General features: G+C 62.5%; 10 protein-coding genes, 1 tRNA gene and 1 pseudogene. 7 read left to right on the forward strand and 5 right to left on the reverse strand.

Annotation, left to right across the window (positions count from 1 at the left end):
- Positions 1-189 precede the first annotated feature (189 nt).
- Together EJ078_RS05720 and EJ078_RS05725 are read left to right on the forward strand one after the other, a co-directional pair.
- Complete coding sequence (locus EJ078_RS05720; RefSeq protein ID WP_128294477.1) at positions 190-2,232, forward strand: lytic transglycosylase domain-containing protein; 2,043 nt, start codon at positions 190-192, stop codon at positions 2,230-2,232.
- Positions 2,233-2,523: 291 nt separating this feature from the next.
- Positions 2,524-3,411, forward strand: coding sequence for an alpha/beta hydrolase (locus EJ078_RS05725; protein ID WP_208721094.1), 888 nt, complete (start codon positions 2,524-2,526; stop codon positions 3,409-3,411).
- Between the two features lie 69 nt (positions 3,412-3,480).
- On the opposite strand, the gene EJ078_RS05730 is transcribed toward EJ078_RS05725, so the two are convergent.
- From EJ078_RS05730 to EJ078_RS05745, 4 genes and pseudogenes are all read right to left on the reverse strand, one after another.
- On the reverse strand, positions 3,481-4,554 hold the full coding sequence (locus EJ078_RS05730) for a site-specific integrase (protein ID WP_127216113.1): 1,074 nt from the start codon (positions 4,552-4,554) through the stop codon (positions 3,481-3,483).
- A 243-nt stretch (positions 4,555-4,797) separates the two neighbouring features.
- Positions 4,798-5,985 carry a porin gene (locus EJ078_RS05735; RefSeq protein WP_095828820.1) on the reverse strand — a complete coding sequence of 396 codons (1,188 nt, stop codon included), beginning with the start codon at positions 5,983-5,985 and terminating at the stop codon, positions 4,798-4,800.
- Positions 5,986-6,085: 100 nt separating this feature from the next.
- Positions 6,086-6,327 (reverse strand): annotated as a pseudogene (locus EJ078_RS05740) (GIY-YIG nuclease family protein).
- Positions 6,328-6,584: 257 nt separating this feature from the next.
- A tRNA-Ser gene (locus EJ078_RS05745) sits at positions 6,585-6,675 on the reverse strand.
- Between the two features lie 442 nt (positions 6,676-7,117).
- Between EJ078_RS05745 and EJ078_RS05750 the strand changes: the two genes are divergently transcribed.
- Positions 7,118-8,311, forward strand: coding sequence for a porin (locus EJ078_RS05750; RefSeq protein WP_095828819.1), 1,194 nt, complete (start codon positions 7,118-7,120; stop codon positions 8,309-8,311).
- Between the two features lie 269 nt (positions 8,312-8,580).
- On the opposite strand, the gene EJ078_RS05755 is transcribed toward EJ078_RS05750, so the two are convergent.
- Positions 8,581-10,263, reverse strand: coding sequence for a sulfotransferase (locus EJ078_RS05755; RefSeq protein ID WP_095828818.1), 1,683 nt, complete (start codon positions 10,261-10,263; stop codon positions 8,581-8,583).
- Between the two features lie 129 nt (positions 10,264-10,392).
- Between EJ078_RS05755 and EJ078_RS05760 the strand changes: the two genes are divergently transcribed.
- The 4 genes from EJ078_RS05760 (at position 10,393) to EJ078_RS05775 (ending at position 15,032) form a co-directional block, all read left to right on the forward strand.
- Positions 10,393-11,505, forward strand: a complete 1,113-nt coding sequence (locus EJ078_RS05760; RefSeq protein WP_095827203.1) for a pyridoxal phosphate-dependent aminotransferase — start codon at positions 10,393-10,395, stop codon at positions 11,503-11,505.
- A 72-nt stretch (positions 11,506-11,577) separates the two neighbouring features.
- Positions 11,578-11,862, forward strand: a complete 285-nt coding sequence (locus tag EJ078_RS05765) for an acylphosphatase (protein WP_127216112.1) — start codon at positions 11,578-11,580, stop codon at positions 11,860-11,862.
- A 198-nt stretch (positions 11,863-12,060) separates the two neighbouring features.
- Positions 12,061-13,218, forward strand: a complete 1,158-nt coding sequence (locus EJ078_RS05770; RefSeq protein ID WP_127216111.1) for a CAP domain-containing protein — start codon at positions 12,061-12,063, stop codon at positions 13,216-13,218.
- A 104-nt stretch (positions 13,219-13,322) separates the two neighbouring features.
- A complete protein-coding gene (locus EJ078_RS05775) occupies positions 13,323-15,032 on the forward strand; it encodes a type I secretion system permease/ATPase (RefSeq protein WP_127246251.1) in 1,710 nt (569 codons plus the stop codon).
- Position 15,033 lies beyond the last annotated feature (1 nt).

A 15,033-nucleotide genomic window follows, 5' to 3' on the forward strand; every position in this document is an offset into this window, starting at 1 on the left:
CTTCTAATCGAAAGCGAAGCCGCGCACCATAGTCTCGACACGGTTCAGCGGCAAGCATTGCTGTAGTGCCAGCAAGCGTAATTCGAACGGCCTCGATAACCTTTTGTTTACGAGCCTTTCACGACCTAAGTTTAGGCTCCGGGTCGGCCTCGAAGGCCCTGCCTGCTGACAATGTGCCGGGGTGGAACAATGCCGACAAGTCGGCCTCATCTGTTCGCGCTTTTGAGCGCGGCCGTCGCGCTGATACCGGGTATGGCGATCGGCGGCAGCGTCGACGTGCGCGTGACGGCGGCGATTGCCGCGCCGGGCTCGCCGTCGGCCGCGGACCAGGCGCAGCAGCTTCAGCCTCCGTCCAGCATCGGGCAATTGAAGAGCGGACTCGACGCGCTCGCGGTGAACAACATCGCCGCGGCGCGCAATGCCCGCGACACGTTGCCCTCCACTTCGCTCGACCGGCACATTCTGGCCTGGGCGATCGCGCTCTATGGCGGCGACCAGGTGCCGAGCGGCGAAATCGCCGATGCCGCCAAGATGCTGCCTGGATGGCCGGGCACGATCGCGCTGCGCAGGAACAGCGAGCGCGCGCTCTATCGCGAGAACCCGCCGCCGCAAGTGGTGGTGCGGGCCTTCGGCCGCAGCCAGCCGCTGACGCCGGAAGGCGTGATCATCCTTGCCCGCTCGCAGGTGGCGCTGGGCGATCAAGCGGCGGCGCGCGCGGTGCTGGTGCCCTTCTGGCGCACGGAGAAGCTGGATGCCCAGGACGAAACTTCCATCATCAAGGAATTCGGCACGCTGATCCCTGCGGCCGATCATCGCTATCGCATGGAGCGCATGTTCTATGCCGACCGGCCGTCCTCGGCGCTGCGCGTCGCCGGCATTGCCGGCGCCCAGCAACTGGCGGATGCCTGGGTGGCGGTCGATAAAGGCGAAAAAAACGCGGCGAAACTGTTGAAGGCGGTGCCGGCGGCGCAGCGTTCGGCCGGCTATTTCTTCGCCGAGGCAGAATATCTGCGCAAGCAGCAAAAACTTGCCGATGCCGCGGCAGTCGTGATGAAGGCGCCGACCAATCGCGACGCGCTGGTCGATCCCGATGCCTGGTGGGTGGAGCGGCGCGTTCTTTCGCGCGAGCTGGTCGATCAGGGCGACATAAAGACCGCCTACAAGATTGCCTCCATGCATGCGGCCGAAAGCGCGGCCAGCGCCGCGGAAGCCGAATTCCATGCCGGCTGGTATGCATTGCGCGGTCTCAACGACCCGGCAGCGGCCGCCTCGCATTTTTCACGCATCGCCGAGCTCGCCCAGGGACCGGTGTCGCTGTCGCGCGCCTATTACTGGCTTGGCCGCGCCGCGGAAGTCGGCGGCCCGGGCAGCGCCAAGGACTATTTCACCCGGGCAGCCAGCTACGGCACCACCTTCTACGGCCAGCTTGCCGGCGAGCGTGTGGGCCTCAGAACCTTGAGCATCGTCCATCCCACGCCCAGCGCGGCCGACCGCCAAAGCTTCGAGGGCCGCGAGGCGGTGAAAGCGATCAAGCGGCTGCAGGAGGCAGGGTATGACCGCTATGCCGAGACGCTCTACCGCGACCTCGCGGGGCAGCTGACCAGCCCCGGCGAGCTTGCGCTGCTGGCGGGGCTTGCCGAAAAACAGGGCAACCATTTCATGGCGCTGAAGGTCGGCAAGATCGCCGCCCAGCGCGGCATCGATGTGGGTGCGCTTTCGCATCCGTTGGGTGTCATTCCCGATTCGGCCGATATCTCCGGCTCTGGCAAGGCGCTGGCCTATGCCATCGCCCGCCAGGAGAGCGAGTTCAATGTCGCGGCGATTTCCAGCGCGGGCGCGCGCGGCCTCTTGCAGTTGATGCCGGGTACCGCCAAGCAACTGGCGAAGAAGGCCGGCATGACCTTCTCGCAAACGCGGCTGACGACCGATGCCGGTTACAACGCGACGCTGGGGTCAGCCTTCCTCGGCGAGCAGCTCGACCGCTTCAACGGCTCCTATGTGCTGACCTTCGCCGGGTACAACGCCGGCCCAAACCGGGCCGCCCAGTGGGTGGCGAAATACGGTGATCCGCGCGGCAAGGACGTGGACGCCGTCGTCGACTGGGTCGAGCGGATCCCCTACACGGAAACAAGAAGTTACGTGCAGCGCGTGATGGAGAATTATGAAGCCTACAGGATGCGTATTTCCGGCAAATACGACATCGTCGGGGATCTGGTGAACGGGCGGAGTTGATCGCCGAGGGGCGTATGCAAGCCTCAGGTTGGCGATCCTTCGCGCCCCCTGTCCTGCCGGACAGCCCCCGCACTTGGAGATTGGCAGTTTCGCTGCCGGCTCGTTCATGCCGCTTTGGCGATGGGTAAAAGCTTAGATGACAGTCAATCCCCTTGCGGGGAGATGTCCGACAGAACAGACGATATGCTGTCCCGCCAGCGTGGCAAGGTTGTGTAACGTGCCTTCCCGCGATTTGACCGCGGCCGCCCTCGCCTGTAGCTGTCGGTCACCTCAGCGAGGAGCAGCATCCGGATGGCGAGCGACAGTTTCTCCGACTTCTTCTATGCCGCACCCGATGGGCTGAAACTGCATGCCCGGATTTATGGCGAGGCGAACGGTGGCTGGCCGGTCGTTTGCCTGCCCGGCCTCACCCGCAATGCGCGCGACTTCCATGAGCTCGCGCTTTACCTCTCCGGCAAGGCGAAGACGCCGCGCAAGGTCGTCGCTTTCGACTATCGCGGCCGTGGCCGATCCGACTACGATCCCGACATCAGCCACTACAATGTCGGCGTCGAAGCCGGCGACGTGCTCGCTGGCTTGTCAGCGCTGGGTATCGAAGAGGCTGGCTTCATCGGCACCTCGCGCGGCGGACTGATCATCCATGTGCTCGGCGCGCTGAAGCCGGCCGCCTTGAAAGCCATTGTCCTCAACGATATTGGCCCGGTGATCGAGGCGGAAGGTCTGGCCCATATCCGCTCATATCTCGATCGCGCGCCGAGGCCGAAGACATTCGCCGAGGCGGTCGACACGCAGCGGCGCGTGCATGGTGCCGGCTTCCCTGCGCTCACCGATGCCGACTGGGCGCGTATGGTTGGCGCCATCTGCCGCGACACGGATGCAGGGCTGGTGCCCGATTTCGATCCTGCCCTGGTCGAGACCCTGGCCAATGTCGACTTCAGCAAGCCACTGCCGGATCTTTGGCCACAGTTCAACGCGCTTGCCGCCGTGCCGTTGCTCGCCATACGCGGCGGCAATTCGACGCTTCTCTCCACCGCGACGCTCGAGGAGATGGCAGAGCGTCATCCCGGCATGGAGACGATCACGATGGAAGGCCAGGGACACGCGCCCTTGCTGGAAACCGGCAACCTGCCGAAGAAGATTGCGGATTTCCTCGATCGCGCCGAAGTCAAGTCCACGTAAAGTAAAGCCCGAGACTAACTCCGCCCCTGGCTTGTTTTTGAAATAGATTCCCGGCGCGTGGCGTGCCGCCTATTTGCCCTTCGAGCTCTTGCGGCCTGCCTTCGCCGGCTCCGAGCCGCTCTCCTTGCGGGCGGCTTTGGCGGATGAAGGCGTGGTCAACGGGGACGCAAACACCGAGTTCTCTGCGGGCCACGGCGCCTCTTCGGCACGCGGCTTCTCCAGCACCACGACGCAGCCATCGAGGTCGTTGGTGGCGAGGTGCGCATACCGCATGGTCATCGAAAGCGTCTGGTGACCGAGCCACATTTGCACGCGCCGGATATCGATGCCGCCCTGGACGAGTCGCGAAGCGCAGGTGTGGCGCAGGATATGCGGCACCACCTGCTCATCGGCACCAAGACCGACCTCGGCCTTGGCCTCATTCCAGATGGCGCGGTACTGCGCCTGGGTGAGCTTGGTGAACGGACCCTTCGGTCGGCGCCCTTCTGTGGTCGGCGGCAGCTTGATCACCTCCTTGACCCGTTCGGTCATCGGGATGGTGCGGCTGCGGCCGGATTTGGTGATCCAGAACGAGACGCGGTGCTCCTGGATGTCGTTCCAGATCAGGCCGAGCGCCTCGCCGAGACGGCATCCGGTGTCGACCAGGAAGACGGAAAGCCTGTAAGCATCCTCGCTGCGGCTGCGGATCGCGGCGAACAGCTTTGCCTCTTCGTCCCTTTCGAGGAAACGAATCCGACCCGCCCGCTCCTTCTGGCGGCGAAACTCAGGCAGGCTGTGGATATCTCCCATCTTATGAGCCTTGCGCAGCAACTTGCTGAGGGCAGCCATCTTGCGATTGATGGTTGCATTGCTGTTCCCGCGCTGGCGCAAGGTACCGATAAGACTGTCCAGGGTGTTCTGGTCAAAGGTGCTGAAACGCTCTCCCAGAAGGATCTCGTCTATTTCACCGATGAATGAGCTGACATTGTATTTATGCCGCCCATCATCCCAGAGTATGTCCCGGTATGCTGTAAAGAGCTCACTGACCCTGTACGATTTTACTTCCCGGATCTTGTTGTAGGTGTACCTAAACTTCGAATTCTGAGAAGAAAATACCGCAAAATGACCAGAGGGCTCCCCCTCTTGAATCGCTTCGTTCGACATTTTTAGCCACACCCCCTGTGGTTAAGCGTTCAGCCGTAACCGCTCGGGAGCGTCCTTTCAAGAGTTTTCGAATCTGGCGGCCGACCCCATCCACCGACGGCGGATCCCACAAAGTCGCCCTACAGACCCGATCAGCTTACCGTTTTCACCCCCATCCTTTCGTTGCGTTGATCCAGTCGCGAAACAAAAACGGCCCGGGCGTGGAGACGCCCGGGCCGGATTTCAGATGTAGCAGTCCAGCCCTTAGAAGGAGCGCTGGAAGCGGAGCATGCCGCCGATCGCGTCGTCGCCATCAGTAATACCGGTCCAGTTGTGGTTCGTGCCACGGGTATCGAGCTCGTCGATTTTGCCTGCATTGACATAGTCGACTTCGGCCGTGACCGTCAGGCCCGGGACAATATCGTAAGCGATGTTGGCGGCGATGCCGAGGTTCTCACCTTCGTCATACGAGATCTGGGCGTTGAACGAGGTCTTCTCGTTGAACTTGTAGGTGCCACCGCCCCAGACTGCCCAGTTGCCGTCCCACTGCTTGTAGAAGCCGCGACCGCCAGCTGCGAAGGCATAGGTCGGGTCCGACAGGTTGTCATCGGTGCCGTAGCCGCCGATGATGAACAGCGAGATCGCGTCGTTGACGTTCACGTCCAAACGAATCTTTGTGGCGACTTCTTCATAGTTGCTGTCGTAGGCAACGACGCCGGTGATGGCGCCCCAGCCCTGCGTCCACTTCACGCCGCCGACGACATGCGGAACGTAGCTGTCGATCGTGCCCACGCCGTAGGAACCATCCGTGCCGCCGCCCGCGCCTTCTTCGAGCGAGATCACGGCCGAGAAGCCGTTGCCTGCGTCGAAGTAGTACTGGACGACGTTGGTGTCGAAGTCGCCGTAGGGAACCAGCGTATCCTGGATGACGTTGCCGGCATAACCGATGAACGTGTTGAAGGCCGATTCGTCCTTACCAACGCGCAGGCCACCGAGCTGGATCCAGGCGAAGTTCAGCGAAGTGCCCTTGTTAAAGGCCGGATTGACGGAGCCGTCCGCGCCCAGATCGGCGTTGCGGTTGCCGAAGTTCCAGCGGGTCTCGGTGTAGGTCTTCAACGTGCCGAGCTCGGTCTCCTGGCCGGTCCAGGTCTTCAGCGTGAAGCGAGCATTCTTGTAGAAGGTGTCGTTGCTGCCGCCATCCTCAACATCGGCAGACGTCGCGCCGTCGAACGAGCCGACGTCGCCGACGCCGATGTCGTAACGGACATAGCCGCCGATGCGCAGGCAGGTCTCGGTGCCGGGGATGTAGAAGTAGCCCGAGCCGTACACGTCGCAGATCTTGACGTATTCAGCCGGTTCCGGCTCGGCGACGGTCACCGCGTCGGCGGCGCGGGCGCCCGAAACTGCGATCAGGGCCGCAGCTGAGCCGAGAAGAAGGCTCTTGATGTTCATTTTCTGACCTCCAGTCAGAATCGAACGGCAGCGTCGATTTCACTCGACTGTCACCGGTGTCAGTGCTTTGTTATTGCTGTATTTTTTTGCCGGGTAGCCGCTACCACAGACGTTTGCTGGCGAACGCGTGCCCGGATCCCGATTTGAGATAGCGCTCGAACGAAGTCGCCTTTGCTCGGCTTGAAAGGCCATGTAGGTCACGATTCGCCGCGGCAGAAATTTGGAAGTGTGACTGGACTTTCCTGCGTGATGCTCAGCAATTCGTCGCCGCAGGTCCGATGTTATGCCGATATAGCGCTCGCCGTCCGAAGCCTCGCTCTCAAGCAGATAGACGTACCACACGAACCGGCCCTCCTTCGCCAAGGCTTCGGAGGGCATCCTCTCCGCCATCCTGCTTCGCACGAACGGCTGGGGCCTGTCCTGCGTAGCTCGGAGAGCGAAGCAGGATGCTCGCCGTCCGAAGCCTCGCTCTCAAGCAGATAGACGTACCACACGAACCGGCCCTCCTTCGCCAAGGCTTCGGAGGGCATCCTCTCCGCCATCCTGCTTCGCACGAACGGTTGGGGCTTGTCCTGCGTAGCTCGGAGAGCGAAGCAGGATGGCGGAGAGGATGGGATTCGAACCCACGAGAAGCTTTTGACCTCTACTCCCTTAGCAGGGGAGCGCCTTCGACCACTCGGCCACCTCTCCGTCGCGCCGGTGGATAAAGAAAAGCGCCGGCACAATCAACAAGCCCGCGCCGTAATCGCTGAAAATTCGACGCCGGCAGCAGGATGAGTGTTCCCATGCGGCGATTCCATGGCGATTCCCTGACCACTGACTCGGGCCTCACGCCGCAATTGCGGCCCCTCACTGCCGGATTCGGCCGGGCGGCGGGCCTCATTGGTTAACGAGAGCTTTCGGAGTGAGGCCAAATCGTGTCATTTGTGCAACAACGTCCGGGGATAGCGCCCGGATGGGGCTTCTGCCGATACGATCGTGGTTGAACGCTGCCGCCGCCTGGGTAAAGGTCACGTTCGAAGGAGCGGCGCGGTGCGCATCTTTTTCGGTAAGTGGGGATGGGGCAGGGAACGCTGTCCTTCAGCAAAAAATACCCAGACCCGTTTTTTAACTTTTGACTGGAGGTCAGAAAATGAACATCAAGAGCCTTCTTCTCGGCTCAGCTGCGGCCCTGATCGCAGTTTCCGGTGCTCGCGCCGCCGACGCGGTGACCGTCGCCGAGCCGGAACCGGCTGAATACGTCAAGATCTGCGACGTATACGGCTCGGGCTACTTCTATATCCCCGGCACTGAGACCTGCCTGCGCATTGGCGGCTATGTCCGTTACGACATTGGCCTCGGCGATGTCGGTTCGTTCGATGGCGCGCGCAGCCTCGACGTGCGGAATGGCGGCGACCAGGGTACCTGGTACAAGAACACCCGCTTTACGCTGAAGACCTGGACTGGCCAGGAGACCGAGCTCGGCACGTTGAAGACTTACACCGAGACGCGCATCAACTTCGGCAATTCCAACGGCTATGGCGATTCGGTCACCGCCGGCGGCCAGCCGATCGGCAATCCCGCCGGTAACAAGGGCATCACGCTGAATTTCGCCTGGATCCAGCTCGGCGGCCTGCGCGTCGGCAAGGACGAATCGGCCTTCAACACGTTCATCGGATACGCCGGCAACGTCATCAACGATACGCTGGTTCCCTATGGCGGCTTCGACACCAACGTCGTCCAGTACTACTTTGACGCCGGCAACGGCTTCTCGGCTGTGGTCTCGCTGGAAGAAGGGTCCGGTTCCGCTGGCGGCCCGGTTGTTGATGGGGTTGGCAATTACCTCTACAATGCCGGTTCGGGCAATGACACCATCGACAGCTATGTTCCGCATGTTGTCGGCGGCGTGAAGTATACCCAGGGCTGGGGCGCCATCACGGGCGTCGTCGCCTATGACAGCGCCTGGGATGAATGGGCAGGCAAGGTCCGCTTGGATGTGAACGCGACCAACGAGCTGTCGCTTTTCCTCATGGCCGGCTACGGGTCGGACGACCACATCGACCGAAACTTCTACAAGCAGTGGGGCGGAAACTGGGCAGTCTGGGGCGGCGGCACCTACAAGTTCAACGAGAAGACCTCGTTCAACCTCCAGGCCTCTGCTGATGACGCCAAGAACTACGGCGTCGCAGCCAACGTCGCCTACGACATTGTGCCTGGCTTCACGGTTACGGCCGAGGTCGATTACTTGCACGATGGCAAATTCGGCGACCTGGACGACCGAAACTGGACCAACGCCAATAAGAAGAACAGCGTCGGCGGTATGCTCCGCTTCCAGCGTTCGTTCTAATCAGCAGCGTCCAACTGAAATCGAAACCCGGCGGGCAACTGCCGGGTTTTTTCTTTTCTGCGGGCAGTTCCTCAAAGCACCATTGCGCAGTGCTGCACTCGATAAGATGGCAGAAATCCGCCGTTCACGCCCCGGCTCCTGGTCTCCGCCGTGCCGCTTCCCTCCTTGCTTCGCCAGAGAACGACGAAACAATGAACGTTCTGCCAATCGCCACACGAGCGATTTTGCGGTGTACCTTCCGGCCAGAATTTTTCTAGTAGGAAACTAAATTACAGGTCAACCTCAGCCAAGTTGCCCAAGGCTTCGATCAGCGGTTGGATCTCGCCTTCATAGTTCCTCCAACGCTTGACGGACGACTTGTAGATCGGCTGGCGCACCTGCCAATTGCTATAGGTGTTTACTGAGCCGTCCCTGTCAAAAAAGCGCAAGCACGCATCGTCCCAAGGCAACCCGAGATAATCTATGAGACGGTGCGAGTGCTCCTCTTGATCTTCAATCAAGGTCTCATACCGGTTTTCGAAGATGCGGCCCGGAAGAACCTTGTTCCAGTGCCGCATCAGGCGGTCATATTCTCTGTAGTAGAGCCCCAGTGTCTCAAGATCTGCGCTGTAGTTGTGCGTTTCATTGAACTGCAGCACGAAGCAGGAGATGCAATTGTCGATGGCATCGCGGCGGCAATGAATGATGCGCGCGTTGGAAAACAGAATGCCGATCAGCCCTATCAACTCGAAATTGTGGGGCATCTTGTCGACGATTCGAAGCGCGTCAGGCGCACGCTCACGCAGATAGGCAAGATGCTCCGATGCCAGCGTCTTGGTCAGTTCGGGAGTAATCGCCGCGACCGATTTGCCGACGTCTGTGTCGGAGCTGTATTTGAGGCCTAGCCCATTGGCCATTCGTCTAAGCTTGCTGAGCTCGCCGGCGCCATGAACATCAGGATGGCTGGCGCAAATCTGCTCGGTCAGCGTCGTGCCCGAGCGCGGCATGCCGACGACGAACACAGGCACCTCAGACGGATCGCCGTAAGCGGCCATTGACGCCACCAGTTCGGGTGTGAAGGTCTCGATCACGGCATCGACCAAGCGACGGTAGTTTTCCAGATCGAATTTTAGGCCCCTGACTTGATTCCCTTTCTTGAAGTGGTCCATCGCCTCCTTGTAGCGACGGAGGTCGTTGAGCAGCTTCCCGGCCGCGTGATGGAGCGATGCTGCTCCCTCCGACCCATGGTCCGGATCTCGAAGCTCGGTGAGGATTGCCGCGAGTTCTGGCGGCTCTTCGGTGAATTTGCGCGTGTGTACAAGTGCATTGTAGGCAGCCGGTACCGCGATGCGCCGATCTATTGCCTCTTTCAGATGAACCGCGGCTTCGTCCATACGACCGAGGCTCGCGAGTGCACCCGGCAATCCCAACCGGGCCACAGGATGATCCCGGTCGATCTTGAGTGCCTTCTCAAAGAGCGGCAGCGCCATTTCTCCCTTGTCAAACGCCTTGTAAGCTTCGCCCAGGGCGCAAAGCGCTTCCACCAGATCCGGTTTCAAGGCCAAGGCCTGCTGAAAGTGCCTGATTGCCGGCGTAAACTCGCTGAGCTTCAGGTAGGTCTCACCGAGACTAAGGTGGTAGTAAGGATTTCGTGGCTCCTCTCCGACCGCCCGGGCGAAGTACCGCAAAGCCTTCTCGTTGTCGAATCCGATGCCGAGGGTTCCCAGGATGTAAAAAGCCAGCGGATGGTTTGGGGTACGCGCCAGGACACGAAAGCAGAGTTCCTCCGCCTCAGGCAATTGCTCAGCTTTCTGAAACTCGAGCGCCTGCCTCAACAGCATGTCGTCGGCTTGCACGCGAGACGGACCGGACCTCAGCTGTGCTTTGGGTGCTACGGTTTTCGGCGGTGCCGCCTTAGCCGAGGGTTGAGTTTTCAGGTGCTTTGCCCAGGAAGGCGGCAATCGGTTGCTCATCCTGCGTCGCTAGCAAAAGCGGGCGGGAGAATCTAGTCCGGCTATGGTGCGTCTTCGTTGTTTCTCGCGCAGCTTGCACCCACCCCTCGCCCACGCTACCAAGAAGCTCCTCTCAACCGAGCCCTTGCCATGCGCCCGCGCCCTTCCCTTACGCCGATCGTCGGCGCGCTTCCAACCACGGTGCCGTTTGTCGGGCCGGAGGCGCAAGAGCGCGAGCGCGGGCGGCCTTTCCGCGCCCGCATCGGCGCCAATGAGAGCAGCTTTGGGCCCTCGCCGCGCGTGATTGCCCGCATGGAGAGCGTCGCGCGCGACCAGTGGATGTATTGCGACCCCGACAATTTCGACCTCAAAGTCGCGGCGGCCGCGCATCACAATGTCGGCGTCGAGAACGTGGTGGTCGGCGAAGGCATTGACGGACTGCTCGGCCTTGTGGCGCGCATGTATGTCGCGCCGGGCGACGCGGTGGTGACCTCGCTTGGCGCCTATCCCACCTTCAACTTCCACATCGCCGGCGTCGGCGGCCGGCTGGTGACGGTTCCCTACGCCGACGACAAGGAGGACCTCGACGGACTGCTTGCCGCTGTCGCCAGGGAACGAGCGCCGCTCGTCTATCTCTCCAATCCGGACAATCCGATGGGAAGCTGGTGGGAGGCGCCGGACGTCGTCGGCTTCATCGAGGCGCTGCCGGAAACCACCATGCTGGTGCTGGACGAGGCCTATGGCGAGCTGGGACCGGCATCGGCGCAGCCGCCAATCGACGTCGCGCGGCCGAACGTCGTGCGCATGCGCACCTTCTCCAAGGCGTATGGGCTTGCCGGCATTCGCTGCGGCTATGCGGTGGCCGAACGGGAAGTGATCCGCGACTTCGAAAAGATCCGCAACCACTACGGCGTCAGCCGCATGGCGCAGATCGCCGGGCTCGAGGCGCTGGCCGATCAGGACTATCTGAATTCGGTGGTGGCGCGCGTGGCCGCGGGGCGCCGGCGCATTGCGGCCATCGCCGAGGAAAACGGTCTGAAGCCGCTGCCCTCGGCGACCAATTTCGTCACCATAGACTGCGGCCGCGACGGCGCCTTCGCGCTGAAGGTGATGCAGGCGCTGCTCTCGCGCGACGTCTTCATCCGCAAGCCGATGGCGCCGCGGCTCGACCGCTGCATCCGGGTCAGCGTCGGCCTCGACCATGAGCTCGACATCTTCGCCGAGGAATTGCCTGGCGCGCTGGCGACGGCGCGGGGGAACTAACGGCGATCCACAGCCGTTGCGTTTGCGCGGCGCCGAGCCGGATTCCGTAAGGCTTCGAAGGCGGAGACGAGCATGGTCGAGCAGAATAGAACCGTTCGGGCGCGCATCTCCGGCAAGGTGCAAGGGGTCAGCTACCGGGTTTGGGCGCGGGACGAAGCCGTGCGCCTCGGACTGACGGGCTGGGTGCGAAACGAGCACGACGGTTCGGTCACGGCGCTCATCGCCGGCGCCGACGCAGCGATCGACTCGATGGTCGATCGGCTGTGGCGGGGGCCTAGGGGCGCGACGGTCATCAGGGTCGAGGTCGAAGAACGCACGGACGATAGTGCACCTATCGACTTCAGGATCATCGCCTAGGCAAGTCCGCCGAAATCAGCTTCCATCCACCGATCGGCAAACCGTCCGACATTGCTTCTGGTGCGATACGCACACGATATGTGCGTATATTCCGATTTGTTACTTTAGCGCCGCATGATGAACATATTTGCTCCATAGCCGGAAAGGCGGGTGACGGAGATCAGGGGGCTCACCAAACAGTATCAACGGGGATATCCGATGCCGCAGCACAGTGCCAACGAGCAGTATCTGCTCGAGCTCATCAATGCTGAGCGCGCCAAGACCGGCGCCCAGCCCCTGGCCTTCGACAACGATCTCAGCGAAGCCGCCGAGGGCCACGACAAGTGGATGCTGGCCACCGACACATTCTCCCACACCGGCTCTGGGGGTTCGTCGCCGACGACGCGCATGACGAATGCCGGTTATACGCTGAGCGGCTCATGGGCCACGGGCGAGAACATCGCCTGGGCAACGACCCGCGCGCCGACCGGCTATGTCGACGAGGTCAAGCTTCTCCACACCAATCTGATGAATTCTCCCGGGCACCGGGCCAACATCCTCAATTCCAACTTCCGTGAAGTTGGGCTCGCCTTCGAGGTCGGCGACTACAAGGGCCGCAGCAGCGCCTTCGTCACCGAGGATTTCGCCAAGAGCGGCACGGATCTCTTCCTCACCGGCGTCGCTTTCGACGACAAGGACGGCGACCGTTTCTACGATCCGGGCGAAGGGCTGGGCACCATCACTGTGACCGCCAGGAACTCAGCCGGCCAGACCTTTAAGACCACGACCTCGGCCGCCGGCGGCTATGATCTAGCGCTGAAGCCCGGCACCTATAACGTCACTTTTTCTGGCGCCAATATCGCCACTTCGACGCAGACGGCGACAATCGGCACCAAGAACGTCAAGCGCGACCTGATCGACCCGGCAATGAAATCGGGCACGCTCGCGGCGACGGCATCGGCAGAAGATTCAGGATCCGATTCAGGCCACGCCCCGGCCGCGCCGACCAGCGGACCGAACACGGGCAACGGCACCAAAAACTGGCTCGCCGACTTCTTCGGCAAGCATCCTGTTGGCGACCGGGGCACGCCTGGTCTCACCGACTCCACCGACGCGCCCAAGCATGATGCGGTGGCCTTGGACAGCGACCAATTCTTGTTCCGTCACGCCTCGCACGCCAATCCGGACAACGCGCCGGATCCGTCGGACCATGTCCAGCAGGCTGTGGAACGGGCGGCAGCGGGGCTGCACGACCACCTGCCGGCCGACAATCCGGTCTTTGCCGACGCGGCCGATGCGGCGCAGTCCGCGATCACCAAGATCCTGGCGCAGATTGCCGGCCATTCCGACCATCAAACGACGGAACTCGTCGGCTGATCCATTCACCGCGGGCCGCGCCTCGATCGCGGCCCGCCAACCCGCCTCAAGCCGGGCGCGGTTTTTTCGGGGGTAACCATCTGACACGCTCGCCTTTAGCTGACCTGAAACCTTCCGAGCTTCGCAAGGCGCTCGCCTCCTTCCGCGGCCCGTATGCGGCCGTCGCCGGCCTCAGCGGCCTCATCAACGTGCTGATGCTGTCCGGTTCGCTGTTCATGCTGCAGGTCTATGACCGCGTTCTGCCTAGCCGCAGCGTGCCGACGCTGGTGGCGCTGATCATTCTGGTCGCCGTGCTTTATGCCTTCCAGGGCGTCCTCGAAGCGATCCGTGCGCGCGTGCTGACACGCATCGGCGCCGGCATCGACGAGCTCATCGCCGGCCGCGTCTTCAACTGCCTCGTGCGGCTGCCGCTCAGAACGCCTGATCGCGGCGAAGGCCTGCAGGCGCTACGCGATCTCGACCAGGTCAGCGGCTTCCTTTCCAGCCCCGGCCCGGGTGCGCTGTTCGATCTGCCATGGATGCCGCTCTATGTTGTGATCTGCTTTCTTTTCCATCCCTGGATCGGCGTCGCGGCGCTCATCGGCGCGCTGCTGCTGATCGCGCTGACGGGGCTCACCGATCGCCTGGTCCGCGCCCCGACCAAGGCAATGTCGGGCTTCGGCACAAGGCGCGGCGCGATCGCGCAGGCGAGCGCCCGCAACGCCGAAGTGCTGGCCGCCATGGGCATGGGCGAGAGGCTGGCCGGGCGCTGGAGCCAAGCAAACAACGCCTTCCGCGAGGCGCAGGCGCAGGCGAGCGACCTGACGAGCGGATTGGGTGCGGCTTCGCGCATCATGCGCATGATGCTGCAGTCGATGGTCCTGGCGCTCGGCGCCTATCTGGTCATTTACCAGCAGGCCACGCCCGGCATCATCATCGCCAGTTCAATCCTGACATCGCGGGCGCTGGCGCCGATCGAGCTCGCCACCGCGTATTGGAAGCACTTCCTCAGCGCGCGCCAGAGCTGGCAGAGGCTGGTCGATCTGTTTGCCGCCTTTCCGGTCGACGATGGCGGCATGGAGCTTCCGGCGCCAAACGCGACACTCGCTGTGGAAACCGTCGGGGTGACGGCGCCTGGTGGACGGCGCATCCTGCTGGAGGATATCGACTTTTCGCTCGACGCCGGCTCCGGCATGGGCCTGATCGGCCCGAGCGGCTCCGGAAAATCCTCGCTCGTGCGCGCGCTCGTCGGCGTATGGCCCACGATGCGCGGCAAGATCCGTCTCGACGGCGCTGCAATCGAGCAGTGGCCGGCGCAGGCGCTTGGCCGCCATATCGGCTATCTGCCGCAGGATGTCGAATTGTTCGCCGGTACGGTCGCCCAGAACATCAGCCGCTTCGACGAGAACGCCATGCCGGAGGCGATCATCGAGGCCTCCCAGGCTGCCGGCGTGCACGACATGATCCTGCGCCTGCCCGAAGGCTATCAAACCGAGATCGGCGAGAGCGGCGCGGCACTTTCCGCCGGACAGCGTCAGCGTGTAGGCCTGGCGCGCGCGCTGTTCGGCAATCCGTTCCTCGTCGTGCTCGACGAGCCGAATTCCAACCTCGATGCCGCGGGCGACCAAGCGCTGACGCGTGCCATCGAAGGCATCAAAGCGCGCGGCGGCATCGTCATCGTGGTCGCGCATCGTCCCAGCGCCCTCGCCGCGCTCGACCACTTGCTGGTGCTGAATGGCGGCAGGCAGCAGGCATTCGGGCTGAAGAGCGAGATCGCACGGCAGGCTTTGCAGCCGGTGACGAAACCGCTGCATGCGGTCGGATCGGCGGGCTGAG

It is taken from the genome of Mesorhizobium sp. M1A.F.Ca.IN.022.06.1.1, assembly GCF_003952605.1.
Classification (GTDB): Bacteria; Pseudomonadota; Alphaproteobacteria; order Rhizobiales; family Rhizobiaceae; genus Mesorhizobium.